Origin of the sequence: Nocardioides sp. NPDC057767 (assembly GCF_042798275.1) — a bacterium.
Taxonomy (GTDB): domain Bacteria; phylum Actinomycetota; class Actinomycetes; order Propionibacteriales; family Nocardioidaceae; genus Nocardioides.
In genome coordinates this window covers 1-26,191 of record NZ_JBHVKJ010000041.1, presented here as the reverse complement: position 1 = coordinate 26,191, position 26,191 = coordinate 1, and the positions used below count along the sequence as shown (strand labels likewise).

Annotated in this window: 24 protein-coding genes and 2 pseudogenes; 10 read left to right on the top strand and 16 right to left on the bottom strand. The window is 69.3% G+C overall.

All coding sequences use genetic code 11. The features are described from left to right. Position 1 precedes the first annotated feature (1 nt). Genes ACFVDI_RS20190 through ACFVDI_RS20180 form a run of 3 tightly spaced genes read left to right on the top strand, consistent with a single transcriptional unit; the run spans position 2 to position 1,428 of the window. A complete protein-coding gene (locus ACFVDI_RS20190; RefSeq protein ID WP_328527694.1) occupies positions 2 to 493 on the top strand; it encodes a hypothetical protein in 492 nt (163 codons plus the stop codon). Positions 494 to 517: 24 nt separating this feature from the next. Continuing rightward, positions 518 to 1,150 carry an MBL fold metallo-hydrolase gene (locus tag ACFVDI_RS20185; RefSeq protein ID WP_378909018.1) on the top strand — a complete coding sequence of 211 codons (633 nt, stop codon included), beginning with the start codon at positions 518 to 520 and terminating at the stop codon, positions 1,148 to 1,150. Continuing rightward, positions 1,150 to 1,428, top strand: coding sequence for a YciI family protein (locus ACFVDI_RS20180; protein WP_328527696.1), 279 nt, complete (start codon positions 1,150 to 1,152; stop codon positions 1,426 to 1,428). Before ACFVDI_RS20185 ends, ACFVDI_RS20180 begins: the two co-directional genes overlap by 1 nt. A gap of 22 nt (positions 1,429 to 1,450) precedes the next feature. Here ACFVDI_RS20180 and ACFVDI_RS20175 read toward each other — a convergent pair whose 3' ends face one another. Then, the gene (locus ACFVDI_RS20175; RefSeq protein ID WP_378909010.1) at positions 1,451 to 2,290 is read right to left on the bottom strand and encodes a GH25 family lysozyme; all 840 of its coding nucleotides are present in this window, start codon (positions 2,288 to 2,290) and stop codon (positions 1,451 to 1,453) included. Between the two features lie 219 nt (positions 2,291 to 2,509). Between ACFVDI_RS20175 and ACFVDI_RS20170 the strand changes: the two genes are divergently transcribed. From ACFVDI_RS20170 to ACFVDI_RS20160, 3 genes are read left to right on the top strand one after another with little or no spacing between them, the layout of a single operon-like run. Continuing rightward, complete coding sequence (locus ACFVDI_RS20170) at positions 2,510 to 2,869, top strand: metalloregulator ArsR/SmtB family transcription factor (protein WP_328527698.1); 360 nt, start codon at positions 2,510 to 2,512, stop codon at positions 2,867 to 2,869. Continuing rightward, positions 2,866 to 3,354, top strand: a complete 489-nt coding sequence (locus ACFVDI_RS20165; protein ID WP_328527699.1) for an SRPBCC family protein — start codon at positions 2,866 to 2,868, stop codon at positions 3,352 to 3,354. Before ACFVDI_RS20170 ends, ACFVDI_RS20165 begins: the two co-directional genes overlap by 4 nt. Further along, positions 3,351 to 3,905 carry a TIGR03086 family metal-binding protein gene (locus ACFVDI_RS20160; RefSeq protein ID WP_378908997.1) on the top strand — a complete coding sequence of 185 codons (555 nt, stop codon included), beginning with the start codon at positions 3,351 to 3,353 and terminating at the stop codon, positions 3,903 to 3,905. The genes ACFVDI_RS20165 and ACFVDI_RS20160 overlap by 4 nt, the downstream gene beginning before the upstream one ends. A gap of 1 nt (position 3,906) precedes the next feature. Here ACFVDI_RS20160 and ACFVDI_RS20155 read toward each other — a convergent pair whose 3' ends face one another. The 10 genes from ACFVDI_RS20155 to ACFVDI_RS20110 all read right to left on the bottom strand — a co-directional run bounded on the left by ACFVDI_RS20155 (position 3,907) and on the right by ACFVDI_RS20110 (position 17,021). Continuing rightward, complete coding sequence (locus ACFVDI_RS20155) at positions 3,907 to 4,251, bottom strand: hypothetical protein (RefSeq protein ID WP_328527701.1); 345 nt, start codon at positions 4,249 to 4,251, stop codon at positions 3,907 to 3,909. A 35-nt stretch (positions 4,252 to 4,286) separates the two neighbouring features. Further along, positions 4,287 to 5,891, bottom strand: a complete 1,605-nt coding sequence (gene menD / locus ACFVDI_RS20150) for a 2-succinyl-5-enolpyruvyl-6-hydroxy-3-cyclohexene-1-carboxylic-acid synthase (RefSeq protein WP_378908987.1) — start codon at positions 5,889 to 5,891, stop codon at positions 4,287 to 4,289. A gap of 120 nt (positions 5,892 to 6,011) precedes the next feature. Further along, positions 6,012 to 6,977, bottom strand: a complete 966-nt coding sequence (locus tag ACFVDI_RS20145) for an o-succinylbenzoate synthase (RefSeq protein ID WP_378908983.1) — start codon at positions 6,975 to 6,977, stop codon at positions 6,012 to 6,014. After that, on the bottom strand, positions 6,974 to 8,011 hold the full coding sequence (locus ACFVDI_RS20140) for an AMP-binding protein (protein WP_378908979.1): 1,038 nt from the start codon (positions 8,009 to 8,011) through the stop codon (positions 6,974 to 6,976). The genes ACFVDI_RS20145 and ACFVDI_RS20140 overlap by 4 nt, the downstream gene beginning before the upstream one ends. Positions 8,012 to 8,155: 144 nt before the next feature. Then, positions 8,156 to 10,099 (bottom strand): peptidoglycan DD-metalloendopeptidase family protein, encoded by a 1,944-nt coding sequence (locus ACFVDI_RS20135; protein ID WP_378908975.1) that lies wholly within the window; start codon positions 10,097 to 10,099, stop codon positions 8,156 to 8,158. A gap of 1 nt (position 10,100) precedes the next feature. Next, a complete protein-coding gene (locus ACFVDI_RS20130) occupies positions 10,101 to 10,631 on the bottom strand; it encodes a hypothetical protein (protein WP_378908972.1) in 531 nt (176 codons plus the stop codon). Then, positions 10,631 to 12,757 carry a hypothetical protein gene (locus tag ACFVDI_RS20125; protein WP_378908970.1) on the bottom strand — a complete coding sequence of 709 codons (2,127 nt, stop codon included), beginning with the start codon at positions 12,755 to 12,757 and terminating at the stop codon, positions 10,631 to 10,633. The genes ACFVDI_RS20130 and ACFVDI_RS20125 overlap by 1 nt, the downstream gene beginning before the upstream one ends. Beyond that, positions 12,757 to 15,480, bottom strand: a complete 2,724-nt coding sequence (locus ACFVDI_RS20120; protein WP_378908962.1) for an ATP-binding protein — start codon at positions 15,478 to 15,480, stop codon at positions 12,757 to 12,759. Before ACFVDI_RS20120 ends, ACFVDI_RS20125 begins: the two co-directional genes overlap by 1 nt. Continuing rightward, a complete protein-coding gene (locus ACFVDI_RS20115) occupies positions 15,477 to 16,715 on the bottom strand; it encodes a hypothetical protein (RefSeq protein WP_378908958.1) in 1,239 nt (412 codons plus the stop codon). Before ACFVDI_RS20115 ends, ACFVDI_RS20120 begins: the two co-directional genes overlap by 4 nt. 39 nt (positions 16,716 to 16,754) lie before the next feature. Then, positions 16,755 to 17,021: a hypothetical protein gene (locus tag ACFVDI_RS20110; protein ID WP_008356375.1), complete on the bottom strand. Its 267-nt coding sequence runs from the start codon at positions 17,019 to 17,021 to the stop codon at positions 16,755 to 16,757. 471 nt (positions 17,022 to 17,492) lie between these two features. On the opposite strand from ACFVDI_RS20110, the gene ACFVDI_RS20105 reads away from it, so the two are divergent. The 4 genes and pseudogenes from ACFVDI_RS20105 to ACFVDI_RS20090 all read left to right on the top strand — a co-directional run bounded on the left by ACFVDI_RS20105 (position 17,493) and on the right by ACFVDI_RS20090 (position 20,333). Beyond that, on the top strand, positions 17,493 to 17,666 hold the full coding sequence (locus tag ACFVDI_RS20105; RefSeq protein ID WP_160025706.1) for a hypothetical protein: 174 nt from the start codon (positions 17,493 to 17,495) through the stop codon (positions 17,664 to 17,666). 161 nt (positions 17,667 to 17,827) lie between these two features. Then, on the top strand, positions 17,828 to 19,093 hold the full coding sequence (locus ACFVDI_RS20100; protein ID WP_378908955.1) for an MFS transporter: 1,266 nt from the start codon (positions 17,828 to 17,830) through the stop codon (positions 19,091 to 19,093). A gap of 229 nt (positions 19,094 to 19,322) precedes the next feature. After that, a pseudogene (locus ACFVDI_RS20095) lies at positions 19,323 to 19,457 on the top strand (type IV toxin-antitoxin system AbiEi family antitoxin domain-containing protein); the annotation flags it as partial. Positions 19,458 to 19,559: 102 nt separating this feature from the next. After that, on the top strand, positions 19,560 to 20,333 hold the full coding sequence (locus ACFVDI_RS20090; RefSeq protein WP_378909094.1) for a hypothetical protein: 774 nt from the start codon (positions 19,560 to 19,562) through the stop codon (positions 20,331 to 20,333). A gap of 104 nt (positions 20,334 to 20,437) precedes the next feature. Here ACFVDI_RS20090 and ACFVDI_RS20085 read toward each other — a convergent pair whose 3' ends face one another. From ACFVDI_RS20085 to ACFVDI_RS20065, 5 genes and pseudogenes are all read right to left on the bottom strand, one after another. Further along, positions 20,438 to 21,313 carry a 1,4-dihydroxy-2-naphthoate polyprenyltransferase gene (locus ACFVDI_RS20085; RefSeq protein WP_378908951.1) on the bottom strand — a complete coding sequence of 292 codons (876 nt, stop codon included), beginning with the start codon at positions 21,311 to 21,313 and terminating at the stop codon, positions 20,438 to 20,440. Positions 21,314 to 21,506: 193 nt separating this feature from the next. Next, on the bottom strand, positions 21,507 to 22,793 hold the full coding sequence (mmsB, locus tag ACFVDI_RS20080) for a multiple monosaccharide ABC transporter permease (RefSeq protein WP_328527714.1): 1,287 nt from the start codon (positions 22,791 to 22,793) through the stop codon (positions 21,507 to 21,509). Between the two features lie 6 nt (positions 22,794 to 22,799). Then, on the bottom strand, positions 22,800 to 24,332 hold the full coding sequence (mmsA, locus tag ACFVDI_RS20075) for a multiple monosaccharide ABC transporter ATP-binding protein (RefSeq protein ID WP_378908946.1): 1,533 nt from the start codon (positions 24,330 to 24,332) through the stop codon (positions 22,800 to 22,802). Between the two features lie 76 nt (positions 24,333 to 24,408). Continuing rightward, on the bottom strand, positions 24,409 to 25,476 hold the full coding sequence (gene chvE, locus ACFVDI_RS20070) for a multiple monosaccharide ABC transporter substrate-binding protein (RefSeq protein ID WP_378908940.1): 1,068 nt from the start codon (positions 25,474 to 25,476) through the stop codon (positions 24,409 to 24,411). Positions 25,477 to 25,811: 335 nt separating this feature from the next. Continuing rightward, positions 25,812 to 26,191 (bottom strand): annotated as a pseudogene (locus tag ACFVDI_RS20065) (hypothetical protein); the annotation flags it as partial.

Here is a 26,191-nt window from a genome sequence, read left to right as displayed (position 1 = left end):
CATGGAGAACTCGGACGGCCTCATCCGCACAGCCCTGCGCGAAGGAGAGGAGACCGCCGACCGGCTGGCACGCACGCAGCTGCTCGTGGTTCCGGTCCTGATCGTCGCGATGATCTCGGTGCCGGCCTACCGGATCGTCCACGACGACGGCGAGGACGGTGACAGCTTCGGGTTCTGGTCGGCGATCGCGTGGCTGGGCGACCGTCCCGACGACGCCCCGGGCGCCTACAAGCTGCTGGTCGTCGCCGCGGTGCTGACGATCCTCTACGCCGTGGCGGCCGGGGCGATGGGCCTCTATCTCGCCTACTCCCGGAGCAACCACCCCGCCGCCGAGACGAGCATCGCCATCGTGTCGGGCGCGCTGCCGAGCGCCCTCGCCATGATCGGCGTGGTCGCGCTGCCGGAGGACTCGGCCGTGCAGATGGGCTGGGGCGTACTCCTCCCCGCCTTCCTCGGCCTGTGGCTCGCCAACATGGTCCGCTCCGACGTCTGACCCACCCGCGATAGATTCGGCGGCATGAGGATCACGAAGTTCGGCCATTCCTGTGTCCGGATCGAGCACGACGGGGCGGTGGTGGTCGTCGACCCGGGCGTGTTCGCGCAGCCCGAGGCGTTGGACGGCGCGACGGCGGTGCTGATCACCCACGAGCACCCCGACCACTACAGCCCGGCGCTCCTCGAGGGCAGCGACGCACCCGTCTACACCATCGGCGCGGTCGCGGCACAGATCCAGAAGGGTGCTCCCGCGGTCCACGAGCGGACCATGGTGGTGAAGCCGGGCGAGTCCTTCGTCGCCGGGCTCCCGGTCACCGCGGTCAACGAGAAGCACGCGGTCATCCACGCCGACATGCCCCACTTCGACAACTCCGGCTACCTGATCCAGGCCGGGGACACCAAGATCTTCCACCCGGGCGACGCACTCGACGGTCCCGGCCAGGCCGTGGACGTACTCTTCCTGCCGGTCTCGGCGCCGTGGGCCCGATCGGCCGAGCTGATCGACTTCGCCCGCGAGGTCGGCGCCTCCCGGACCGTCGCGATCCACGACCGGGTCTACTCCGAGTTCGGCTCCGGGGTCTTCGACACCCAGGCGGCCAACCTGATCCCGGCCGAGCGCGGCTACGTACGTCTCGCGGACGGGGCCGACCTCTGATGGCCCTCGTCGCAGTCCTGTACGCCTACAACGACCTCCCCGACGTACGCGCCGAGCACCTCGACGCCCATCGTGGGTTCCTGGCGAGCCAGGACGACCTGGTCCTCTCCGGCCCCACCTCCGACGGCTCCGGCCTGCTCGTCTTCGAGGGCGACATCGCCACGGTCGAGGCGGTCGTCGACGACGACCCGTTCCTCGCGGTCGGGCTGATCAAGGAGCGCCGGATCTTCGAGTGGACCCCGGTCCTCGGCTCCTGGAAGTCCCAGCTGGGCCTGTGAGGACCGGGGTCACCCAGAGGGATCACCCCAGCGCGAGCGCCTGCAGGCGTTCGTACGCGCCGTTGAACGTGTTCTGGTCCAGCGGTGACGAGGTGTACTGCCAGAAGGTGTAGTAGCCCCATCCGGCCGGCAGGGTGCCGGGCGTGCTGGCGTAGCGCGCGATCCAGAGCGGGTGGGCGCTGGCGAACTGCGAGGTGTTGCCGGTGCAGGTCGTCCACCAGTCGGTGGTCGTGTAGATGACCGCGTCGCGGCCGGTGCGATAGCGGTAGCGGTCCAGGAAGGCCGCGATCCAGGAGCGCATCGACGCCTGCGAGAGGCCGTAGCAGGTGCCGCCGCTGTAGGGGTTGTACTCGATGTCGAGCACGCCCGGCAGCGTCTTCCCGTCGGCCGACCAGCCGCCGCCGTTGTTGACGAAGTAGTCGGCCTGCGCCGCACCGCCGGAGTCGGAGGGGTTGGCGAAGTGGTAGGCGCCGCGGATGAAGCCCTGGTTGTAGGAGCCGTTGTACTGCTGCGGGAAGTAGGTGCTGTTGCGGTAGTAGGTGCCCTCGGTCGCCTTGATGTAGGCGAACCGCTTGCCCTGGCCCCACCAGTAGGCCCAGTCGACGTTGCCCTGGTGACCGGAGACGTCGATGCCCGCCACGGACGCCTGGGCCGTGATCGGCTGCTCCTGCGGGGTGCCACCCTCGGCGTGCGAGCCGGGCGTCGACCAGCCGACGTACGCCCCGTGCTCCAACGTGACCCCGTGGGACCTCGCCTTCTGGGTGAGATGTCGGTCGTCCTTCTCGGCGGCGCCGGCGGCGGACTGGGTCGGGGAGAGGGAGATGGCGAGGAGGAGACCGGCGGTCAACGCGGTCACTCTCATGGATCTACGGCGCGAAGGACTCATGGGGCTACGCCTTTCCTGTCGAATCGGAGCCCGAGACAAACAGGCCCGAGGAGGACTGCACTGGGAAAACATGGTGCCGCAACCCATGTCCCCCGGGGAATGTTTTCCGGTAAGCAAGTTACTCAACCAAATGGTTGACAAAGCCGTACGCAGCGACCTAACGTCGTTATCAACCAAATGGTTGAGGAGTGACGGATGAGCGAGGACAGACTCTCCCGAGTCTTTGCGGCACTGGCGGACCCGACCCGGCGCGACCTGATCGCCCGGCTCTCGTCGGCCGACGCGACCGTCGGCGAGCTGGCGGCGCCCTACGACGTCAGCCTCCAGGCGGTCTCCAAGCACCTCAAGGTGCTCGAGGACGCCGGCCTGGTGAGCCGGGAGTCACGCCGCGCGCCCGTCCGCCTCGAAGCGGAGGTGTTCGACCTCATGACCAAATGGATCGAGCGATACCAACAGCAGGCCGAAGAGCGCTACCGACGCTTGGACGCGCTGCTCGCCGAGATGCAGGAAGACCAACCAGCCCGAGAACCAGCCCGAGAAGAGGACGCATCATGACCACCACGAAGCACGAGACCACGATCGAGGCCTCCAAGGAGGCCCCGACGATCACCATCGTCCGCGAGTTCGACGCTCCCCCGGAGCTCGTCTTCCGCGCTCACGCCGACAAGGAGCTGTACGCCAAGTGGCTCGGCCCGCGCGACGTCGGTATGAACATCACCACGTGGGACTTCCGCACCGGCGGCTCGTGGGCCTACTCGGCCGAGCGCGACGGTGACGAGTTCACCCAGTTCTTCGGCAGCTTCCACGAGGTGCGCGAGAACGAGCGCATCGTGCAGACCTTCACCTGGCGCGGCGCGCCCGACGGAGCGTCGCTGGAATACCTCACCTTCGAGCCGCTCCCCGGCGGCCGCACCCGGCTGACCGGCCTCAGCGTCGTGGAGTCCTTCGAGACCCAGGCCGCCATCATGGCCAGCGGCATGGACAAGGGCGTGGTCCAGGGCTACGAGCAGCTCGACGAGCTCCTGGCGGAGCTGGCATGACACCGGCTCAGCAGCACGCGTACGACGCGGGGCGGTTCGCCGAGCTCGTCGGCAGCGCCTCGCCGTCGGACTGGTCGCGACCCTCGCCCGTCGCGGACTGGACGGCGCTCGACGTGGTCGCCCACCTGGTCGAATGGTCGCGAGGGTTCCTGAACGGATCCGCCGGGACCGACCTGACGCCGCTCGACGTCGCCGCGGACCCGGTCGGCGCCTGGAAGGCCCACACCGCCGACGTACAGGCCCTCTTCGACGATCCCGCCGACCGGATGGTCTCCAACCCGCACATGGGCGACAAGCCGCTCGACGTCGCGCTCTCGGAGATCTACACCCCCGACATCTGGATGCACTCCTGGGACCTGTCCCGGGCCCTCGGGCGCGACTTCGACCTCGGCGCCGAGCGCTCCGCAGCGATGCTGGTCGGCGCGGCCGCCATGGAGGACGCCATGCGCGCCTCGGGCCAGTTCGGTCCCCGGGTCGAGGTGCCTGCCGACGCCTCGCCCCAGGAGCAGCTCCTCGGCTTCATCGGCCGGGATCCGTACTGGCGGGCCTGACTCAGGACAGCGTCAAGGAGCCGACGCCGGAGGTGTAGTGGGTCGCGTACGTCAGCTGCACCTGCTCGGCTCCGGGCGAGAGCAGGATCGTGGCGGCCTGCTGGACGTAGTTGCCCTCGACGTGGACGCTGACGTGGCAGGCCCGCTCGGCGGGGATCTCGAAGGAGACCGTCCCCCAGTAGACGACGTACTGCCTTCCGTCGATGCTCGCTATCGGCGGCAGCTTGCCCGGGTTGTTCGCGAGCATCTTGTTTCCGCTGGTCAGGTGGAGCACCAGGATGCGCTTGGCGCCGGTGTAGTAGTCGACGTAGGGCACCACGCCCGGCCACTGTGGCTGTTCGGTCACGCGCACACTGTGCCATGACCGACCGCGCCGCCGGCTCAGGAACGAGCCAGGGCCCGGATGGCGAGGTCGAGCTCCCTGCGGCCGCCGCGGGAGACCGCGGCCTCGACGACCTCGATACCGCCGTTCGGGGAGGCGAGGGCGGCCTCGAGCTCGGGGACGGAGGTGACCGCGAGGTGCGGGATGCGGTGGGCGGCGCAGAGGGCCTCCAGCGAGGTGCCGTGCGGCGTGCCGAAGAGGCGCTCGAACCTGTCGGAGTACTCGTCGGCGCCCTGCTCCAGCGAGGCGAAGATCGAGCCGCCGTCGTCGTTGGCGACGACGATGGTCAGGTCGGGGCGGGCCTCCTCCGGGCCGAGCAGGAGACCGCCGGAGTCGTGGAGGAAGGTGACGTCGCCCATCAGTGCGAGCGCGCGCGTCGACGACGACCGGCCGACGGCGGCGCCGACCGCGGTCGAGACGATGCCGTCGATGCCGGCCAGGCCACGGTTGGCGATCACCTTCCGTCGCCCGCCGACACGGTTGGGCCGCATCATCAGGTCGAGGTCGCGTACGGGGTTCGAGGGGCCCAGCACCAGCAGCCCGCCGTCGGGCAGAGCGCGGGCGACACAGGCGGAGACGTCGTACGCCGTCATCTCCTGCTGCTCGTGGAGCAGCCGGTCCACCTGGCGGCTGACCTCGCGATCCGCTGAGCGCCACTCCTCCAGCCACGCGGTGTCCGGAGTGCCGTCGACGTGAAGCCGGGTGCGGATCGTGCGGTCGACCCGGAACGGGCGCGCGGACCAGACACCCTCGACCGGGGCCGCGATGATCTCGACGTCGGCGCGGGCGAGCAGGTTGGTGACCGGCCGGGAGAGGGTCGGGTGACCGTAGACGACGACCCGCTCGATCCGCTCGGCGAGCGGTGACTCGAGCAGCAGTCGGTAGGAGCGCAGGGCGTTGTCACCCGTGCGGGCACCGGAGGAGGGCTCGGCGAGCAGCGGCCAGCCGCCGTCCTGGGCGAGGATCCGGGACGGCGGGCCGGCGTCGTCGCCGGCGACGACGACCGTCAGCGGCGTCCCGGCTCCCGTCGGGATCGACTCGTGGATCATCAGCTCGGGGCGTCGCGGCTCCGGGCGGGCCGCGATCTTTCCTGGCTCCCAACGATCCGGCGGGGTCAACGGGACGTCGAGCTGGATGTTCCAGTGGACCGGACCGCGCGCGGAGTCGAGCGCCTCGACGGTGTTCTCGTCCGGGGCCTCGTCCAGGTCGACGGTCTCCACCAAACTCCCGAAGATGCCGACCTGGTCGGTGACCTGGTTGGCGCCGGTCTCCCGCAGCCGCGCGGGACGGTCGGCGGTGACGACGGCCAGCGGTACACCGGCATGGGCCGCCTCGAGCACCGCCGGGTGCAGGTTGGCGACCGCGGTGCCGGAGGTGCACATCACCGCCGCTCGCGAGCCGACCTTGGTCAGGCCGAGCGCGAAGAAGCCGGCCGAGCGCTCGTCGATCCGGGTATGCAGGCGCAGCAGGCCCGCCCGTGCGGCGTCGTGGACCGCGAACGAGAGCGGCGCATTGCGCGATCCCGGTGCGACGACGACGTCGGTGGTCCGAGCCTCGATGAGCGCGGTGACGACCGCGCGGGCGAGCTCAGTAGCCGTAGGCACTCGGGCTCCTCTCATGAGACGGGATGGCGGCAGGGGCAGTTTCCCGCCTTGGCGGGATTGTGCCGCCTGTAGCGCCACGGAGACCGCGCATCTCCCCGCCATGGCGGGAAAGTGCCGCGTTCATCGGAGCGTCTCCCGGTAAGCGAGGACGTCGGCCAGGCGCCGGCGCCAGAATTCCGTACGCTCCGCGTCCGCGTGCAGCGCGGGCTCGGCGAGGAGGCGCGCGGGCGGCGGCGAGGCCGGGAGCACCGGCAGCACCCCGCCGGCGGGCAGCAGCGGCTCGGCGGCGATGTCCTCGGTGAACATCGAGACCGTGCCCAGTCCGCACGCGTAGGGCAGCTCCGGCAGCGCCGCCGCGAGTGCGATCCCGGCAGCCATACCGACCGAGGTCTCCAGGGCCGAGGAGACCACGCACGGCAGCCCGATGTCCTCGGCGATCCGCAGGCAGGCGCGTACGCCGCCCAGCGGCTGCACCTTCAGCACGGCCACGTCGGCAGCCTCGAGGTCGCGTACGCGGTAGGGGTCCGTGGCCCGCCGGATGGACTCGTCCGCGGCGATCGGGACGTCCACCTTGCGGCGTACGTCGGCGAGCTCCTCGACCGTGGAGCAGGGCTGCTCGACGTACTCGAGCCCGCCCGCGGCCCGGTCCAGGACCTTGATCGAGGCCAACGCCTCATCAACCGTCCAGAGGCCGTTGACGTCGATGCGCACCTTGCCCGCGGGGCCGAGGGCGTCCCGGACGGCCTCGACGCGGGCGATGTCGTCGGCCAGGCTCTGGCCCGGGTCGGCGACCTTCACCTTGGCGGTCGCGCATCCCGAGCGGGCCACGATCTCGTGGGCGCGCTCCGGCCCGACGGCGGGCACCGTCGCATTGACGGGCACCGACTCTCGGAGCGGCGACGGCCAGTCCCCCGCGGCCGCCTCCTCGGCGCAGCGCAGCCAGGGCTCGATCTCCGGGGTGTCGTAGTCGAGGAACGGCGACCACTCGCCCCATCCCCCGGCACCCTCGAAAACGATCCCCTCACGTTCGGTGATCCCACGGAAGCGGGTGGTCATCGGGAGGGAGTAGACGTGCAGGTCGGTCATCGCTCCACCTCGTCGCTCGTGGCCAGCGCGAGCAGGGCCTGCCGGTCGGGCTTCCCGTTGGCCAGGAGCGGGATCTCCTCGAGCGTGACGACCTGTCGCGGCGCCCAGGAGCGCGGGTGCTCCGCGGCTACCCACTCGCGAGCGATGCCGGCGTCGATGTCGCCGACGACGAAGGCGATCAGGCGCTGGCCCCACTCCTCGTCGGGGATGCCGAGCGCCTCTGCGGACACGACCGCCGGGTGCTCACGGAGCCTCCTGGCGACGAGCGCGGCCGGCACCTTCACGCCGCCGGTGATCACCATGTCGTCGAGACGGCCGAGGATCCGGAGCCGGCCGTCCTCGTCGAGGGTGCCGGCGTCGGAGGTGAGGAACCAGCCGTCCACCAGCGCCGCCGCCGTCTGCGCCGGGTCGTCCTGATAGCCGTCGAAGAGCGTCGGTCCGCTGATCCGGACCCGGCCGTCGGTGCCGATCGCGATTCCGACGCCGTCCAGCGGCATCGCGTCGTAGACGCACCCGCCGCAGGTCTCGGCCGAGCCGTAGGTGGCGACGACGTTGATCCCGGCCTCCTCCGCCCGGGAGCGCAGCGCCGGGTCGATCGGGCCACCGCCGAGCAGCAGCGTGTGGAACCCGGCCAGCGCGGCCAGATCGTCGCCACCGGACTCGACGATCCGGTGCAGCTGGGTCGGCACCATCGAGACGAACCGCGGCCCCGGCTTCATCGCCGCCGCGGCCTCGGCGAAGGTCTCATGGGCTGCGGCGATCACCGGCTCGAACCCCGCGAGCAGCGAGCGGGCGATCACGTTGGCTCCGGCGACGTACGAATCGGGCAGGGTCAGCAGCCACTGCCCGCTCGCCCCGACGCGGCGTGCCGACGCCGCTGCGGACGCCTTCATCGCGGCGCGCGACAGCATCACCCGCTTCGGCTTGCCGGTCGATCCCGAGGTCTCCACGACCCAGTGCTCCGGCCCGCCTCCGGCGAGCCAGTCGGCCATCGCGGCGACGGTGCGCTCAGCCCGTACCACCGCGTCGTTCATGCGCCCAACGCTATCTCCTGGGGGAGGTCGGTCTGCGGCGGGCTGGTGGGGTTCGTGGGCTGTAACACGCTGTTCGTAGGTCTATCCGGTCGTTCGGACAGGGCGAGTAGTCCTACGAACGACGTGTTACACGTGCCGCAGCCGCTACTGGCCGCGGATGTTGAAGTCGGCCACCAGGCCGTGGTGGTCGGACTCGAGCTTGAACGTGGCGTGCCGCGTGGAGGTCGTGGTCGCGTTCGAACCGAGGAGCCAGTCGATGGTGCCGCCGCCGTCGTGCGTGGCCCAGCCCTGCGGGGGCGCACCGAGGGCCTCGAAGGAGGAGGTCATGCCGGCCTTGGTCATCAGCGGTTTCGGCCCCCACGGATCCCCGTCTCCGCCGTTGCGCGGATAAGGGGAGTTGAGGTCGCCGGCGACGAGGACGGGACCGTACTTCTGCAGGCCCTGCGCCAGCCCGGCGAGCTTCGCGAAGCCGCGCTGGGCCTCGTCCTTACGCGCCTGGGGGCTGTTGGCCGGTGAGGTCATCGTGTGGGTCGAGATCACCGAGATCCGTCCGGAGCCGTCGCTGCTCGCAAGCACCACCCAGGTGGCGTACCTGTTGTCGTTCTTCACCCCCGTGACCGGCTTGGTGAGCTGGACGGTGCCCTTGTCGACCGCCACCCAGCGGTCGGTGCGCCACATGACGACCGGACTGAGCGCCTGACTGCGCGCGCCGTACTCGTCCGAGGAGGCGCGATAGGTGCCGTAGCCGCGCACCGAGATGTCGGAGACCGACCGTGACTGCGCCTCGTTCAGAGAGACGAAGTCGGGCCCGTGCTTCATGACCTCGGCCAGGTCGGAGCGGTATCTCGAGCGGGACAGGGAGACCTTGATGTTGGCCTGCGCCAGGCGGACCTGCGGGCCGGAGACGGCCGCCGGGGAGGCGCCGATCTGTCCCGCACCCGGCAGCCCGGCGACCTGCTTGGTGGCCTGGAGGGTCTTGCCGATGTTCTTGGTCAGCCAGGCCGCGGGGTCGACCTGGTCCTGGAGGTAGCCACCGCCGTGCGGGTGCACCTCGAAGTGGAGGTGGCAGCCGGTCGAGTTGCCCTCGCTGCCGACCTGCCCGATGACCTGTCCGGCCTTGACCAGCTGGCCCTCGCGGACCGCGAGCGACTGCATGTGGCCGTACCAGGTGGTCAGGTTGCCGGGCGCCGTCTGCACCTTCACCAGCCAGCGTCCCGACCAGCCCCAACCGCCGCCCGACTCGATCACGATGGTGCCGCCGTGGGCCGCCTGCACCGGGGTGCCGCACGGCGAGGAGTAGTCGTTGCCGGTGTGCATGTTGGCCCAGTTGGAGCCCGAGTTGCCGTAGTTGTTGTTGTCGATCGCGAGCCCGGCCTGGATGGGGCGTACGACGGAGGTGCTGATCCCGGCCATGCCGATCGTGCACGCCACGTCGGTCGCGGTGGCCGACAGGTCGGCGGCGGTGACCCCGTCGGCGAGCGCGGCTACAAGGGCCCGCGCCTCGTCCTCGTGCTGGGCGTACGCCAGCGGGAACGCCGACCGCTGCACCGCCTGCGCGGCCGCGGTGACCTGCATCTTGCGCCACCCCGGGATGTCCAGGAGACCGGTGTTGCCGGTGTGGGCGGCGACGCCGTAGAACGCCTGGGCGGACTTGACCGGGTTCATGATGTCGGCGACGCTGCCCCACCCGGAGACCGGGCGCTGCTGGAAGAGACCGACCGAGTCACGGTCGCCGTAGTCGAGGTTGCGCAGGGTGCTCTCCTGCATCGCGGTCGCGAGCGCGATCACCCATCCGTAGGCGGGCACGCCGGACTGCTTGCCGACCGCCACGATCGTCCGGGCGTTCTGGATCTGCTCGGTGTTGAACCCGGCGATGCTGCCCTCGGGGATCTCACCGTCCGGCCCGAGGTTGCCGACCGGGACCGCGTTGGTCCCCCCGACACAGCCGGACTCGGCCTGGTCCTGGTTGCTCTGCTCGGTGCTCGCCAGGCCGCCGATCAGGATCACCAAGGCACCGGCGACCACCAGGACGAGCGTGGCCACCGCGGTGACGATTCCCCAGATCAGACGCGCCTTGAAGATCCACATGTCAGCCGCCGGGAAGGATGTTGGCGACGTACCAGACGTTGTCGACCAGCGTCAGGTAGACGATGACCTTGGGGCCGTCGGTGGTGACCTCGACCCGGGCCTCCCCGTCGGTCTGCTCGAGCACCTTCGCGGCGCCGACCACCTTGGTCGCCGGCACGGTCGCCGGGTCGGTCGTGCCCAGGGCCTGGGCCAGCGACTCATCCGGGCGGGCGGCGTTGATCCCCTCCCACCACTGGTCGGTGGTGAGGTCGGGACGGGCCCAGGCGGCGACGAACTTGGTCGCCAAGGGCCGCGGGTCCGGGACGGGCGCCGGCGATCCGGTCGCGCTGGGACTCTGCTCGGCCGACACCGAGCCCCGTTCGGGCTGCGCGGCCGGCTCTGCGTCGGGGGCATCGCTCCACTGGGCGATGAGCCAGATGACGAAGACGATGCCCACGACCACCGAGAAGAACCGGAACGGCGACCGCATGGGCCACCTCAGCACCGGCGCGATGACCTCCCACAGCACACCACGCGTCGTTGTCGACCGCACTACCGGGCTCCTCCTTCGGCTGACCCCCAGCTGGAACCGTTGTCGACGGGTACCGAGCGGTTCCCGTTCGGTGAGTAGATGACGAAGACCGGGTTGCCGTCCGCGTCGTAGTCCACGTTGGCCTCCGCGACCGGTGAGTGCCGCGGCGGCTCCGGCTCACGGTCGGCATAGGCGGTGTGATCGACGGGGCTCGGCGCCTCGGAGCGGCCGTTGACGTAGACCTGCGCGGCGGGTCCAGGCGTCGACTCGCCACGGTAGGACGGCTCGTCGCGCTCGGCGGAGCGCGAGTCGAACCACTGTCCGGCCACGCGCTCACCGTCGTTGCCGCTCATCGAGGAGCCCAGGGCGTACGCCGCTGCGGTGCTCGCGCTCGAGCCGGCACCCAGCGCTCCGGCGGCCGTCACCGGTGCCTGGTTGGGCACCTGCTCGGCGATCATGGCCGGCCGGTTGCCGGTCAGCTCGTGGCCGGGCATGTAGACCCCGCCGGGGCTGGAGAGCGCTCCGGTCCCGGCAGGGGCACCGCCCGTGGCCCCCGGTCGGTCGGCGGTCGCGTCGCGGACCCCGGCCTCGGTGCCCGTCCGGGCGCCGACGTACGAGGTGAGCATCGAGGTGAGCCGGCCCATGCCGGGCAACGGGATGCCGTAGGCGGCGGGGCGGGTGAGTCGCCAGGCCAGCACGGTCAGCACCGCGATCAGCCCCAGCTTGAGCACGAACCACATCGTCGAGGTCAGGATCGCCGAGTCCAGCCGCAGCAGCAACAACGCGACCAGGAAGTAGATCGGACCCATCACCAACGGGCCCACCACCCGCTTGAGCATCGCCACCGCAGCGTCCCGGGTGTGGTCCAGCATGAACAGCACCCCGGCCGCCGGCGCGAACGGCACGATCAACCGGATCAACGCGAACGAGAGCAGGATCGCCAACCCCGCGACCAGCAGGAACCCGCACACCACCACCACGACCACGAGGTTCACCAGCGCCGTGGTCGCCCGCTGGGACCAGTGCTCACCCTTGAAGTACTCGTACGCCACCGGGTCGGACTTCTTGACCGCCTCGGCATGCTCCTTGAACGCGTCCTGCTTGGCCTCCAGGACCTTCTTGCCCTCACCGTTGGGGTCCTTGCGATACGCGTCGTACTCCTGCCACGAGAAGTGCGTCGACCGGAACACCCGCGGCCCGTACGTCTTCGCCGTGGCCGAGTCGGGGTCGCCGAACGCACCCGCCAGCCAGGTCCGGTACTGCGTCGAACGCACCACCTCGTCCATCTGGCCGTCCACGGCCTTGACCGCATCGGTCTCGCCGAACTTGTCGTCACCGACGCCCGGAACCGTCCTGCCGTCGTTGAACCCGGTCGCGATCAACCCCGTCGCCGACCGCACCCCGTCATCGACCAGCCTGGTCGACTCCACCGGATACTGGATCAGCCACGACGTCACCACCAGCACACCCAGCGCCCAGCCGGCCGCCGTCACCGCCCGCGCGAACCGGCCGTCCCGCGCCCGGATCATCACCGTCGCCGCGACCAGCAACAGCACCACGCTCACCCACGGCGCCCACACCCCGTCGGTGACCGCCTTGCTCGCCGCCACGATCGGGTCGTCCAGCGCCTTCAGGAAGGAGTTCTCGCCGATCACCGCGTTCAACAGCGCATGCGACCAGTTCGGCAGGATCCCCGAGATCTCCAGCATGATGTTGCCGATCGAGGTCCCAGCACCCGCCACGAACTGCCCCGTGCACCCGTTGTCATAGGTCCACCACTGCGGAGACGTGCCGTAGGCCGACTCCAGCGAGACCTCGTCCTTGTTGCGGAACGGGTCCAGCTCGTCGTTGATCTTCTCCGGATCGTTGAGCTCCGTGCCCACCTTCGACGCAGCCCCCAGCGCCGTCATCCGCACGATGAAGCTGCCGTCCCCGTACGGAGACGCCGGCATCGGCGCATCCAGGTTGTTGCACGCATCGCTCACACCCGAGAGCCCACCCGTCGGATCGAACGGGATCGGGATGTCGATCCCCTTCGGACCCGCCGCCGCCGGGCCGGCGACGGACAGGAGAGCAACCACGAGTACGACGAGGGCAGCAGCCCTCCGGCGCAGGGCTGTCCTCTGGTGAGCGGGGCGCGACGGCATCAGCCGATCCCGTCCCCGGAGAGCTCGGTCCTGGCGTGGTCGACCGGCTCGCCAGCGATGGCGCGGCTGACACGGCGGGTGGGGTCGGCGGTGGTGTTGAGCGCCTCCTGCAGACCCGGGTGGTGGTTGAGGGTGACCTTGATGATCTCCATGCCGCCGTGGCCGGTGTCGCCACCGAGGCCGTCGCGGTAGATGAACTCCCGGTAGCCCAGCTGCTCGTCACCGCGCCTGGTGCGTGGCGAGAGCCGCGCCAGGATCGACTCGTAGCCCAGACCCTCGGGCTTGCCGAGCAGCTTGAGCGCGTCGCGCTGCGCGGTCTCGTCCTGCGTACGTCCCACGAAGGCCGCCCCGACGAAGTTGTTGATGTCGGAGCCCAGGATCGCGGAGGCGTTCTGGGTGGAGACCAGCGCGGCACAGTTGTTCTTGCGGGAGTCGCTGGAGAGCTTGTGGACCAGGGCGCGACCGGTGCCGCCGGAGGCCTGGGTGACCTCGTGGGCCTCGTCGAGCGCGAACAGCTTCCGCTCGTTGGGGTCGCTGCGGTAGATCAGGTGGAGCGCGGACCAGGCCGCGAGGGTCATGATCGGGCGCGCCATCTGCTCCTCGGCGCTCCACTCCTCCCGCGGCACGTGCTCGGGCGGGGTGTTGAGGCCCTTGAGGTTGTAGAAGGTGAACGGCGTGCCCTTCAGCTCCTCGTCGGACTGGAGGAAGTCGTTGCCGAAGAAGAGCCGGCCGAGCTCGCGCTCGCGGGCGGCGGCGAGCTCGCGGGCGATCTCCTGGTCGCCGCCGTCGCCCTCGAAGAGCATCTTCACGATCGTCGAGGTGTCGGCACCACGATCCGCCTGCGCCTCCATCACGCGGGCGCGGATGCGCTTGAGCACCTCTTCGTTGTTGGCCAGCCCGACCGGGAGGCAGGAGCGGAGCACGGAGACGGTGAGGTCGCGGCGTTGCTGCACGGCGGCCGACCGCTCGCGGTGGAGCCGATCGGCGAACTCGTGATCCGACATCGCCTCGGCCCGGATCAGCTCGGGGTTGGGATCGGGGACGACGGCGTACGGCGACAGGCTTCCCGGGCGACCGCCGAGGACATCCACGCTGCGAGCGCGGGCCGGCACCTGCTGGCCGTTGAAGATGCCGCCGCCGATCTCGGGCAGCGTCATCAGCCGCTGCAGACGGCCGGCCGGGTCCATGGCGACGCCGTGGATGCCGGACAGGATCGACATGTAGATGACGACGCCCATCAGCGTCGACTTTCCGGAACCGGGCGTGCCGACGAGCGGGATCAGGCCGGCCTGCTCCATGACCTCGGTCAGGTACCACGGGTCCATCAGCACCGCCCGCGAGGCCATCGCCGAGGTCTCGCCGAGGTAGAAACCGCGCTTGTCACCGACCTCCGCGGTGACCGCCGGAAGCCCGGCGGCGACCTTGAGCACCGGGAACTTCCGGGCGTGCGCGGTCGAGGCGAGCGGCTCACCCGGGACGAACTCGCGGGCCAGGTGATACTGCCCCAGCTGGCGGGTGATCTTGATCTGCGGCCGGTAGAGGTCGACGACCTTCTGCGCCTTGTCGAGCGCCTCGGCCTCGGTGCGGCCGGTGACGGCGATCCGGTACCAGCCCCGGGTCCGGGTGGACAGGCCGGTGAACTCCGAGCGCATCTCGTCCTCGACGTCGGCAGCGCGGCCGGCCTGGCGGGAGAGCTGCTTGGGCGGCCGCTTGCCGTGGTCCTCGGACCAGTGGCTGACCTGACCGTCGATACGCCGGGTCAGGCTCGCCATCTCACGGGAGACGTCCTCCGGCGAGCGCGGCTCGACCCGGAAGGACCACTCCACCGGGAAGCCGAGCGCGTCGGTCTTCGCCATCCACGGCGCGTGGGTCTCGGGGACCTCGATGTCGCCGATCCGGGAGACGGTCAGCACGCACACGTGGCTGGTCTCCTGGCGACCACCGATGCTGCTGGTGACCTGCACCGTCGGCGCCAGCGGCTCGGCCGACCAGGCGACCGACTCGAACCACTCGGCCATGTCGTCGGTGTCGAGGAAGTTCTGCTGGGCCTCGCCCGGCTCCGGCACGGGGATCTTGGCCCCCAGCGAGAGCGAACGGGCGATCATCCACTCCATGTCGTGACCGACCGCGGGCCGTGCGGAGAAGCCCGGCCGCGACATCACCCGGTTGACCGTGTCGAGCCGTTCGCTGATCGCGGCCATCTCCCGCTCGGCGGCGCTGGCTGAGAACTTCGCCAGGGTACGCACGGTCGCATCGCGACGGCCGAGGTCGACGCCGTAGTAGACGAGCTTGTCGGCCTGGCTGTGGGCGGCCATGTGGGCCTGGTTGCGCGCCATCATCTCCTCGAACCCTGGCTGCGGGTCGGGAGCGTTGGCGAACGCGGCATGCGCCCAGTGACGTACGGGATAGGGACGGGTGGTGACCCGGCCGTGGATCGTGTTGCCGACCAGGTCGGCCAGCTGGCTGGCCTGGTCGGTGATCAGCGCCTCGAGGTCGGAGTGGGCACGGAACGACCATGTCTGCGGCTCGGCGAGGTACCAGGCGATGATGCGGTCGCCGGTGAAGGTCAGGTGACCGCGCACCTCCTCCAGCGCCCACTTGTCACCTCTGGGCTCATGGACGCCCTTCGAGTCGTCGCCGCCCCGGCCGAAGACGCTCTTGCGTCCCGGCTTGGGCTTCTCGAAGCCAGGCCCGTAGGCCCGCTCCGTTCGCGGCCGCCTCATGCGGTTCCTCCGTCGTTGGGTGCGTCGTCGCCGTTGAGGCGCTTGCGGTAGTCGTCCACGCTCTGCGGGCGCTCGTCAGGCAGCGCCTGCTGGTCCTGATTGTCCCTGGGACGCGTATGTCCCGAGGGCGCATCGTCGAAGTCGTCGAACCCGTCAGGGTCGTCGAAGTCGTCGAAGTCGTCGAAGTCGTCGAAGCCCGGCTCCGGCGCGATCACCACGGCCGGCCTGACCGCGTGCGACAGCGGCTGCCTGGCCGGCTTCGGTGCTGCCTGGCCGGCGGCCTCGGCTGCCGGCTTCGGGACGGGCTGGTGGGCGGCGGGGGCCTGCGTGGGCGGAGGCGGAGGCGGAGATGACGGCGGTGGCGCAGTGGGCGGCGCCGGCGGAGTGGCCGGCGGGGCTGACGGGGTCACCGGCGGGGTCGACGGGGTTGCCGACGGGCTGGTCGGCGGGGGCGGAGGTGCGGGAGAAGCCGCGGGCGGCGCGGGCTGCTCACGCTGCGCGCTGCGCGCGCTCACTCCCTCGCGGGCCTGCCACGGCGCACCGCCCTTCCACGGGACGTCCCGGGGCTCACGCGGCGAGGAGGACGGCCGGCTGGACCAGCCGCCCTTCGCCGGACGTACGCCGGATTGTTGCTGGCGCACGGGCCGGACCGCGGGCTGGGCCGCGGGCTGCACGGTGAGCTGGGCGGGAAGCGGCTCGTCGACGACCTTGGCCTCGATCACCGGTCGGACGGGCGCCGCCTTGCCGCGTACCGGCGGCGTCAGGGTGCGCGGCTTCGAGGCGACCACGGTCGCCTGCAGCATCTGCGGCTCCGAGGTGGCTCCGGGCTGCTGCGCGAACCGGCGGCCCGGTCGTCGCATCGCCTTGGCCCAGCCACCTCGGGGGCTGGTGGCGTGACGGAAGGCGACCGCAGCCCCGCCTGCGTACTGGACGCCGGTCTCCACGCGCGGCGTCGTCAGCTCGTGCCAGAAGGTCATCAGCCAGGCGCCGGCCGAGCTCTCCGAGCTGATGTAGTCGGAGGCCTTCATCGAGAGGTAGGAGGCGCCGATCAGCCACAGTCCCATGCTGAGCAGCGTCACCGGCATACCGAGCTTGCGCAGCAGCACAAGCGTCACTGGTGCGATCACCAGGAACAGGAAGATGGTGCGGTAGCGCATCTCCCCGATGTAGCGACGAGGGGGACCGAGATAGGTCTGGTCGACCTCGTACAGCTCGTCGTCGTCAGGCAGCCTCATCCCCGAGATCCCTCCCTGGGTTAGCTAACGGGACCGGGATCACCCCTTGAAGAGACCAGCCATCCACGTGCCGAGGTCCGTGGCGTTGTTGCCGACGGCCAGGCCGAGGACGCCGAGACCGATGATCAGGCCACCGACGATCGTGACAGCCTTGGAGATGTTGCCGCTGCGGGCAGCCCACAGGACCGTGACGCCCAAGATCAGGACGACGAGGGTGATGATGTTGTCGGTGATCCACTCGGCCAGGCCACCGGTGCCGTACTCGGCGGCCTGGGTCGTACTCTGAATCAACTGGTGCGGTGCCATTGCTCTGCTCCCTTTCCCGAGGTGAGGTGTGGTTGCCGGACGCGTCCGGAAGTATTCGATTGTCCCGTCCGGCGCAGCCCCATGCGGCACCGGTGGGTGGAGGCGCCTCGCCCCTCCCGCGCGCTGACGCTAACTCCCGGGCATCGGCATTTCTGGACAAACGCCACCGCCATGTGAGACGAGCGTAGTCGCCAGACCGCCTCAGCGCACCTCGTTCCACCTGACGACACGTCTTGTACCGCGCGCGTAGGCACCATCGGCCCACTCGGTTCACCGTGCGGTCATGCCACCCACCGGACCGTTGGGCGCGACACTGTCCCGCTCAGTGGTCTCCTTCGCCGAATTCTTGCGAGGGGAGGCTCACTTCGGGGAACCTATATCCCGGGGCAACCTCGCGAGTTTCGCGCGCTTGCGTCCGGATTCGCGAATTCACTCCACATTCAATCGGATTTCTCGGGAGGACGAGCTCACATGGACAAGAAGAAGATCTTCATCGTCATCGGCGCACTGTTCGTCGGGTTCTGGCTGTTCACCGATCCGCAGGGACTGACCAGCACGATCTCGGCCATCGCCGGCGGCATCTGGGGCGTCACCACCGACGTCTTCGGCGGCGTGATCGGCACGATCGAGGGCTCCACCCGCTGACCTCGGCCGCCACCTACGCCGACACCCGTGTGCCGGCGCGATGGGCTCCTTTTTTCTCGCTGCCCGGTTTGGGGACCGAGCGGCACGAATAACTGTTTGACGTCGGACGAAGCGATGACGAGACTGCGCTTGTCTCGATGCCAAGATAGTTCGGAGTCGACGTGTCCCCTCACTTCATCCGGTTGAGGGACAAGGTCCTCTCAGACGACCCGCTCATCCGGGCGATGTCGTACCAGTCGGTGCTGTCGGCCTTCGCCGAAGGCACCTTTCTCACCGGTTCGGCGGTCTTCTTCACCCAGATCGTCGGCCTCTCCGCCGCACAGGTCGGCCTCGGTCTCACGATCGCGGGCGCCGCAACCTTCTTGTTCGCCGTCCCCCTGGGCCGACTCGCGGATCGTCTCGGCACCCGGTTCAGCTGGATCGCCGGAGCCGTTCTCCAGGCGATCCTGTTCGGTGTCTGGGTGCTCGTCGGCAACTTCGCCGCGTACGTCGCCGTCGAGGTGCTCCTCGCGCTCGCCTCCTCCTGGCAGAGGTCGGGCCGCGACGCCTACCGGATCTCGGTCTTCCCCGCGGCGACCCGGGTGCGCGGGTTCGCCTACATGCGCGCCGCCCGCAACGTGGGCTACACGCTCGGTGCTCTGGCCAGCGGCCTCGCCCTCGCCGCCGATTCCAACACCCTGATCAAGGCGATCCCGTTGATGACCGCCGTGGTGCTGCTGGTGAACGCCTACTGGATCTCGCGCCTCCCCCGCCTCGCCGCCGCTGCCTCCCCCGGCGACATGAAGAGGGACGTACGCGACCGCCTCGGCGCCCTGCGCAACCACGCATTCGTCGCGACGATGTTCTTCGGCGGCGTCCTCGCCACTCACCAGGTCCTGCTCAACGTGGTCATTCCACTGTGGCTGATCCAGGAGACCGACGCGCCCAGAGTGCTGCTGGCGTGGCTCTTCGGCACGAACACGGTCATGGCCGTCGGACTGCAGGTCATCGCGGCTCGCGGGGTGACCGACGTGACCACGTCGCTTCGTGCGCAGCGGCGCGGAGCGCTCTGCTTCCTGGCCTCCTGCGCCATCATCGCGGTCACCCACGACACCGTCGGGCTTCTCACGATCGCGCTCGTCTGGATCGGCCACGTGACCGTCACCGGCGCCGAGCTCTTCCAGTCCGCCGGTGAGTGGGGCCTCATCGCCGATCTCTCCGATCCCGAGCACCGCGGTGACTACCAGGGCGCGGCCCAGGTCGGCGACACTCTCGGCACCGTCTGGGCGCCCGCCGCCTACACATTCCTGGCGATGGAGCTCGGCAACCTCGGCTGGGCCATCATCGCGGGGATCATCGTCATCGCGGCTGTTGCCATCCATCCCTCCGCCCGTGCCGCGGAGCGCTATCTGGCACGCCGGGCTCAGCCCGTCCCCGAGCCGGCGTAGGGGTTCGCGGGGCAGTTGCTCGCGGGGAGAACGGTCCGCTGTAACACGTCGTTCGTAGGACTACTCGCCCTATTGGAACGACCGGATAGTCCTACGAACAGCGTGTTACACGTGTCCGGGCCCACCGCTCGGGCCAGCGACCATCCACAGACGTACGTCGTGTCGGAGTTATCCACAGGGGGCCGCTGAACGCCGCCAGGAGTCGGCGCCTGGCAACAGGCTGAAGCCCATGAACCCACGCATTCAAGCGGTGATGGCTGCGCACCATGGACTCATCACGCGCAGTCAGGCTCTCGCATCAGGCCTCGACCTCGACACGATCCACCGCCACGTCCGGAACGGAGAGTGGTCGGTCGTGCGTCGGGGTGTGTACGCCGAACGTGCCTATGTCGAGAGCATCAGGCTGCCCACCGACCGACAACGGCTTTTCGACCGAGCCGCGTGCGCGGCCATCACCGTCCCGTTCGTGCGAAGCCATGACACCGCTGCGCTCGAGCTCGACATGGGCATCCTCCTCCCCCGGAAGTCTCAGACCCATGTCACTCGTCAACCGGTCGTCGGCACTCACAACAAGTGGGGCGTGAAGCACCACCTCGCGCCCTACCTCGATGGGCAGGTGGTCCGAGCGAACGGGTTCGAGGTCCTCGGCCTCGCGCGCACCGCGATCGACATCGCGCGCGAGCACGGCCGCCCGTATGGGGTCGTAGCCGTCGACTCTGCCCGAAGGATGGGAGCATCCCTCGACGAGCTCTGGGAGGTCCTCGACCACATGAGACATTGGCCCAACCGCCGGCTGGCGATCGAGGCCATCGACCTCTCCGACCCGGGCGCCGAGTCGGTCGGGGAGTCACTTACCCGCGACGTACTCGAAGAGCTCGGGCTGACGGGGATCGAGACACAGTTCGAGATCACGGACGGCGTACGCAGTGCTCGGTTCGATCTCCGGGTGGGCCGCCACCTCTTCGAGTTCGATGGCCGGAGCAAGTACGTGCCCGCGGCCGAGGGCGGCCTGGCACTCCGGTCGGTCGACGACGTCTTGGCCGAGGAGAAGACGCGACAGGACTGGGCCCATGGTTTCCATCTCGGCATGTCACGCGTCGAATGGCACGACCTGTTCGGCCGCCACCGTGCCCACCTCAAGGACCGCCTGACCCGCGAGTACCTGACTACCTGCCGAGCGTTCGGCACCGACATCTCGGACCTCGAACGATTCCGCGTACGTCGCCCGAAGGCGGCGTGAGCCCGGCCATCGGTGGTGTAACACGTCGTTCGTAGGACTACTCGCCCGTTCAGAACGACCGGATAGTGCCACGAACAGCGTGTTACACCTCACCCCGAAGGCGCTCAGGCGAACAGCAGAGGTACGCCGACGAGCAGCCCCCACACGAGCGTGGCCAGCCCCGTCTGCTGAAGGACGGGGATGAGCCGCGGGCCGAGGTTGGCGCGGTCGAGGACGGTGCGCACCCCCTGGGCTGCGACCACGACGAACCCGAGGCCGAGCAGCGCCCACCAGGACGTCGTCAGCGCCACGAGCACGACCGAGGCGGCTGCGACGACCACGAGCGCGACGTAGAGCCAGCGGGTCCGGGCGTCGCCGAGGCGTACGGCGAGAGTGATCTTCCCGGACTCGGTGTCGCCCGGGATGTCGCGGAGGTTGTTGGCGACGAGGAGGGCTGAGGTGATCGCTCCGATGCCGACGCCGGCCCAGAGCGCGCCCCACTCCCAGGTCTGCGTCTGGACGAAGGTGGTGCCGACGACCGCGACGAGACCGAAGAAGACGAAGACCATGACCTCGCCCAGGCCGGCATAGCCGTAGGGGTGCGAGCCGCCGGTGTAGTACCAGGCGGCGATCATGCAGACCAGCCCGACCACGACCAGCCACCACGCGGAGGTCACCGCGAGCACCAGCCCCGCCACCGCGGCGACCCCGAACGCGATGAACGCGGCCCGCTTGACCGCAGACGGTGCGGCGAGCCCTGAGCCGGTCAGCCGCAGCGGGCCCACGCGCTCGTCGTCGGTCCCCCGGATCCCGTCGGAGTAGTCGTTGGCGTAGTTGACCGCGACCTGCAGCGCGAGGGCCACGACGAGGGCGAGCAGCGCCTTCCACCAGACCAACCCACCGGCGTACGCAGCCACTCCGGTGCCGGCGATGACCGGCGCGAGCGCCGCGGGGAGTGTGCGAGGACGGGCTCCCTGGAGCCACTGAGCGGTGTTTGCCACCCCGCTATTCAACACCTGTCCTCGAAAGCGGGTGCCGCGGGGATGTAACACGTCGTTCGTAGGACTATCCGGTCGTTCCCATAGGGCGAATAGTCCTACGAACAGCGTGTTACACGAGCCACCCACCCCGAAAACCCAGCGACCCCTGCCCGGGAGGAGGCAGGGGTCGCGGGGTGGGGGAGGGAGGGATGGATCAGGTTTTCGGCGAGTCGTTGGAGTCGACGCTGAGCTCGGCCTCCATGGCCTCGATCTCCTCGGCCAGCTTGTCGGGCGGCGGTGCGCTGGGCTCGGCGGACTCGGCACCGGCGCCACCGGAGCCGGCGGTGCGGCGCTTGTTCCACACGTCGAAAGCGACGGCGAGCAGGAGCACGAGGCCCTTGATGGCCTGCTGCCAGTCGATGGAGACACCGAGCAGCGACATGCCGTTGTTGAGGACACCCATGACCAGACCACCGATGATCGCGCCGACGACGGTGCCGACACCACCGGTGACGGCCGCGCCACCGATGAAGGCGGCGGCGATCGCGTCGAGCTCGAAGTTCACACCGGCCTTGGGATTGGCCGCGGTCAGACGGGCGGTCGTGACCAGGCCCGCGAGGCCCGAGAGCAGGCCCATGTTCATCATGACCAGGAAGTCGACACGCTTGGTGTTGACGCCGGACATCGTCGCCGCGTCGACGTTGCCGCCGATCGCGTAGACGTGCCGACCGAAGACGGTCTTGTTCATGATGAACGTGTAGACCACGATCAGGCCGCCGAGGATCAGACCGACGATCGGCAGTCCGCGCGCGTCGGCGAGCAGGTAGGCGAAGTACATGATCACGATCGTCAGCAGCGCCAGCTTCACCACGAAGAGCGGGAACGGCAGCACGTCGAAGTTGTACGCGACCTGAGCCGACCGGCGCCGCACCTCGAGCACGATGAGCACCGCGACGGCGGCGACGGCGATGAGAAGCGTCAGGTTGTGGAACCCGGTGTCCGGCCCGATCTCCGGCAGGAAGCCGTTGCCGATCGCCTTGAACTGCTCCGGCAGGCCACCGACGGTCGCACCCTTGAGGACGACCAGGGTCAGACCGCGGAAGAGCAGCATCGAGGCCAGCGTGACGATGAACGCCGGGATCCCGACGTACGCCACCCAGAAGCCGTGCCAGGCGCCGATGGCGGTGCCGATCAGCAGGCCGAGGAAGACGGCCAGCCACCACGGGAAGTCGTACTGGGTCATCATGATCGCCGAGGCTGCGCCCACGAAGGCGGCCACGGAGCCGACCGAGAGGTCGATGTGGCGCGCCACGATCACGATCACCATGCCGATGGCCAGGATCAGGATCTGGGCGTTCTGGACGACCAGGTTCGAGACGTTGAGCGGCTTGAGCAGCACGCCCTCGGTGGAGATCTGGAAGAGGATGACGATCGCCGCCAGAGCGATGATCATCCCGTACTGGCGGACGTTCCCGCGCAGCGTGTTGAGCAGGGCATTCATCGGGTGTTACTTCCTCGCGTCCGCGGTCATGTAGCGCATCAGGGACTCCTGGGTGGCCTCTGAGCGGTCGAACTCATGGGTGATCACGCCCTCGGCGAGCGTGTAGATGCGATCACACAGACCGAGCAGCTCGGGCAGCTCGGAGGAGATCACCAGTACGCCGCGACCGCTGCGGGCGAGCTCCTGGATGATCCCGTAGATCTCGTACTTGGCACCGACGTCGATGCCTCGGGTCGGCTCGTCGAGGATCAGCAGCTTGGGGTCGGTGTACATCCACTTGGACAGCACCACCTTCTGCTGGTTGCCACCGGAGAGCTTGCCGACCCCGGCGGTGATCGACGGCGCCTTGATGTTGAGGTTCTTGCGGTAGCCCTCGGCGACCACGACCTCCTTGTGCTCGTCGACGACCAGCCCGCGCCGGAGCTTGTTCAGCGCCGCCGCGGTGACCGAGGTCTTGATGTCGTCGATGAGGTTGAGCCCGAGGCCCTTGCGGTCCTCCGAGACGTACGCGATGCCGGCCTCGATCGCCTGGGGGACCGTGTTGAGGTGCAGCTCCTTGCCCTCCAGCACCAGCGAGCCGGAGGTCCGGGAGCCGTAGGAGCGGCCGAAGATCGACCGCGCCAGCTCCGTACGTCCCGCGCCCATCATCCCGGCGATACCGACGATCTCCCCGGCTCGCACCGACAGGTTGGCCTGACGGATGACCTCGCGGTGGCTGTCCTGCGGGTGCATGACGGTCCAGTCGCGCACCTCGAAGAGCACGTCCCCGATGGTGGGGGTGTGGTCGGGGAAGCGGTTCTCCAGGTCACGGCCGACCATCCCGCGGATGATCCGGTCCTCGTCCACGCCGCCGGCGGCGACCGAGAGGGTCTCGATGCTCTGGCCGTCGCGGATGATGGTGATCTCGTCGGCGATCTGCTCGATCTCGTTCAGCTTGTGGCTGATCATGATCGAGGTGATCCCCTTCTCCTTCAGCCCCTCCAGGAGCGCGAGAAGGTGCTGGGAGTCGTCGTCGTTGAGGGCGGCGGTCGGCTCGTCGAGGATGAGCAGCTTGACCTCCTTCGAGAGCGCCTTGGCGATCTCGACGAGCTGCTGCTTGCCGATGCCGAGGTTCTTCACCGGGGTCAGCGGGTTCTCCCGCAGGCCGACCCGGGCGAGCAGGTCGATCGCATCGCGGTTGGCGCGGCCCCAGTCGATGATGCCGCGCTTGGCGGTCTCGTTGCCGAGGAAGATGTTCTCCGCGATCGAGAGCTCGGGGATGAGGGCGAGCTCCTGGTGGATGATCACGATGCCGGCGGCTTCGCTCTGCCGGATGTTGGCGAACTTCGCGGTCTCGCCCTCGAAGACGATGTCGCCGCTGTAGGTGCCGTGGGGGTAGACCCCGCTGAGCACCTTCATCAGGGTGCTCTTGCCGGCGCCGTTCTCACCGCAGATCGCGTGGATGTCGCCGCGGTTGACGACGAGGTTGACGTCGGAGAGCGCCTTGACGCCGGGGAACTCCTTGGTGATGCCGCGCATCTCCAGGATCGGTGAGCTCATGTGGTTCCTGCTATCTGGCCAGGGGCCGGCGTGGGCCCGGTCCGGAGGGACCCGGGCCCACGCCGCGTACGGGGTGCTACTTGATCTCGTCGGCGGTGTAGTAGTCGGAGTCGACGAGCACCTTGGTGACGTCGTCCTTGGTGACCACGACCGGGTCGAGGAGGTAGGACGGAACGACCTTCTTGCCGTTGTCGTAGGTCTCGGTGTCGTTGACCTCGGGCTCCTCTCCCGCACCGACGGCGACGATCATGTCGACGGTCACCTTCGCGAGCTCGCGGGTGTCCTTGAAGATCGTGGAGTACTGCTCACCGGCGTTGATCGACTTCACCGACTGCACCTCGGCGTCCTGGCCGGTGACGACCGGAAGGTCGGCGGTGGTGTAGCCGTTGCCCTTGAGCGCGGCGATGATGCCGAGCGAGAGGCCGTCGTAGGGCGAGAGCACGCCCTGGACCTTCTTGGAGGCGTACGTCTTGGTGAGGATGTCCTCCATGCGCTTCTGCGCGGTGGCGGGGTCCCAGCGCAGGATCGCGGCCTGGTCGAACTCCGTCTGGCCGGAGGGGATGACGATCTCGCCGGACTTGATCAGCGGCTCGAGCACCGACATGGCGCCGTCCCAGAAGAAGGTGGCGTTGTTGTCGTCGGGCGAACCACCGAAGAGCTCGACGTTGTAGGGACCCTCGCCCTTGGCCTTCAGGCCCTCGACGAGGGAGGTGGCCTGCTGCACGCCGACCTGGAAGTTGTCGAAGGTCGAGTAGTAGTCGACGGCCTCGGTGTCGCGGATGAGGCGGTCGTAGCTGATGATCGGGATGTCCTGCGACTCCGCGGTCTCGAGCACCTCGCCGAGCGCGGTGCCGTCGATGGCCGCGACCACGAGGACGTCGACGCCCTTGGTGACCATGTTCTCGACCTGGGAGACCTGGGTCGGGATGTCGTCCTCGGCGTACTGGAGGTCGACCTTGTAGCCCTCGGCCTCGAGCTGCTTCTTGATGTTGTTGCCGTCTGCGATCCAGCGCTCCGAGGACTTGGTCGGCATGGCCACACCGACGGTGCCCTTGTCGCCGCCCTCGCCGCCGTCGCCGCCACCGCATGCCGCCAGGCCGAGCGCAAGCGCCGCCGCGGTGATCGTGGTGAGTACCTTGCGCACTAACCTGCTCCATTTCATCTACGGCCACGCCGGTGGGCCGACGCGCCGCTGTCGGGGGTGCCGGAGACCAGCACACAGGCCGGCTCCCGGGTGAGTCACATCACAGATGTGAACGCTCACATCGAGACAATGTGCCTCGTCACCTGCGAATGCGTCAAGTGCAGGACGAGGATGTTTCCGACTCGTGACTTACGGGAGGCCCCGTTGAACATCTGACTCTCACAGGGAGCTCACAGACAGGACGGGAGACCGTTGCAGCAACGCTGAGTCGGCGCGTCATGACGCGCCGACTCGGCGGGGGCTCTGGTCAGGAGGAGCCGACTCGGCCGCTGCGATCAGCGGTGACGTACGCCGACCAGAGTCCCGGCACCCTCCGGCCAGGTGACCTGGATCGACTCGGTGCCGTCGGCCTCGGAGCCGTCGACGACCCGCTTCACGACGACCACGTGGCTGCCGGCCTCGACGCGCGACTCGGCGCCGTGGGAGCGGATGGTGAGGCCGTCGAAGTGCGGCACGGCGTTGCGCGTCCACGAGCCGGTGCCGGTCGCGGTGACGACCGTCTCGCGACGCTCGACCAAGCGGCCCTGGTCGTAGACGTCCATCGGCTCCTGGGTCGCGCCGGTGAGCGCGGCCGCCAGCAGCGCCCGGACCGCCACCGGGTCGGCGCAGGCGTCGTAGACGTAGCGGGTCCCCAGCGCCGAGTGCTCGGTGGTCG

Bases quoted from the DNA above. Each gene is read 5' to 3' on its own strand.
- ACFVDI_RS20190 (WP_328527694.1), top strand. From the start codon at position 2: ATGGAGAACTCGGACGGCCTCATCCGCACAGCCCTGCGCGAAGGAGAG.
- ACFVDI_RS20185 (WP_378909018.1), top strand. From the start codon at position 518: ATGAGGATCACGAAGTTCGGCCATTCCTGTGTCCGGATCGAGCACGAC.
- ACFVDI_RS20180 (WP_328527696.1), top strand. From the start codon at position 1,150: ATGGCCCTCGTCGCAGTCCTGTACGCCTACAACGACCTCCCCGACGTA.
- ACFVDI_RS20175 (WP_378909010.1), bottom strand. From the start codon at position 2,290: ATGAGAGTGACCGCGTTGACCGCCGGTCTCCTCCTCGCCATCTCCCTC.
- ACFVDI_RS20170 (WP_328527698.1), top strand. From the start codon at position 2,510: ATGAGCGAGGACAGACTCTCCCGAGTCTTTGCGGCACTGGCGGACCCG.
- ACFVDI_RS20165 (WP_328527699.1), top strand. From the start codon at position 2,866: ATGACCACCACGAAGCACGAGACCACGATCGAGGCCTCCAAGGAGGCC.
- ACFVDI_RS20160 (WP_378908997.1), top strand. From the start codon at position 3,351: ATGACACCGGCTCAGCAGCACGCGTACGACGCGGGGCGGTTCGCCGAG.
- ACFVDI_RS20145 (WP_378908983.1), bottom strand. From the start codon at position 6,977: ATGACCGACCTGCACGTCTACTCCCTCCCGATGACCACCCGCTTCCGT.
- ACFVDI_RS20140 (WP_378908979.1), bottom strand. From the start codon at position 8,011: ATGAACGACGCGGTGGTACGGGCTGAGCGCACCGTCGCCGCGATGGCC.
- ACFVDI_RS20135 (WP_378908975.1), bottom strand. From the start codon at position 10,099: ATGTGGATCTTCAAGGCGCGTCTGATCTGGGGAATCGTCACCGCGGTG.
- ACFVDI_RS20125 (WP_378908970.1), bottom strand. From the start codon at position 12,757: ATGCCGTCGCGCCCCGCTCACCAGAGGACAGCCCTGCGCCGGAGGGCT.
- ACFVDI_RS20120 (WP_378908962.1), bottom strand. From the start codon at position 15,480: ATGAGGCGGCCGCGAACGGAGCGGGCCTACGGGCCTGGCTTCGAGAAG.
- ACFVDI_RS20115 (WP_378908958.1), bottom strand. From the start codon at position 16,715: ATGAGGCTGCCTGACGACGACGAGCTGTACGAGGTCGACCAGACCTAT.
- ACFVDI_RS20110 (WP_008356375.1), bottom strand. From the start codon at position 17,021: ATGGCACCGCACCAGTTGATTCAGAGTACGACCCAGGCCGCCGAGTAC.
- ACFVDI_RS20105 (WP_160025706.1), top strand. From the start codon at position 17,493: ATGGACAAGAAGAAGATCTTCATCGTCATCGGCGCACTGTTCGTCGGG.
- mmsB (WP_328527714.1), bottom strand. From the start codon at position 22,793: ATGAATGCCCTGCTCAACACGCTGCGCGGGAACGTCCGCCAGTACGGG.
- mmsA (WP_378908946.1), bottom strand. From the start codon at position 24,332: ATGAGCTCACCGATCCTGGAGATGCGCGGCATCACCAAGGAGTTCCCC.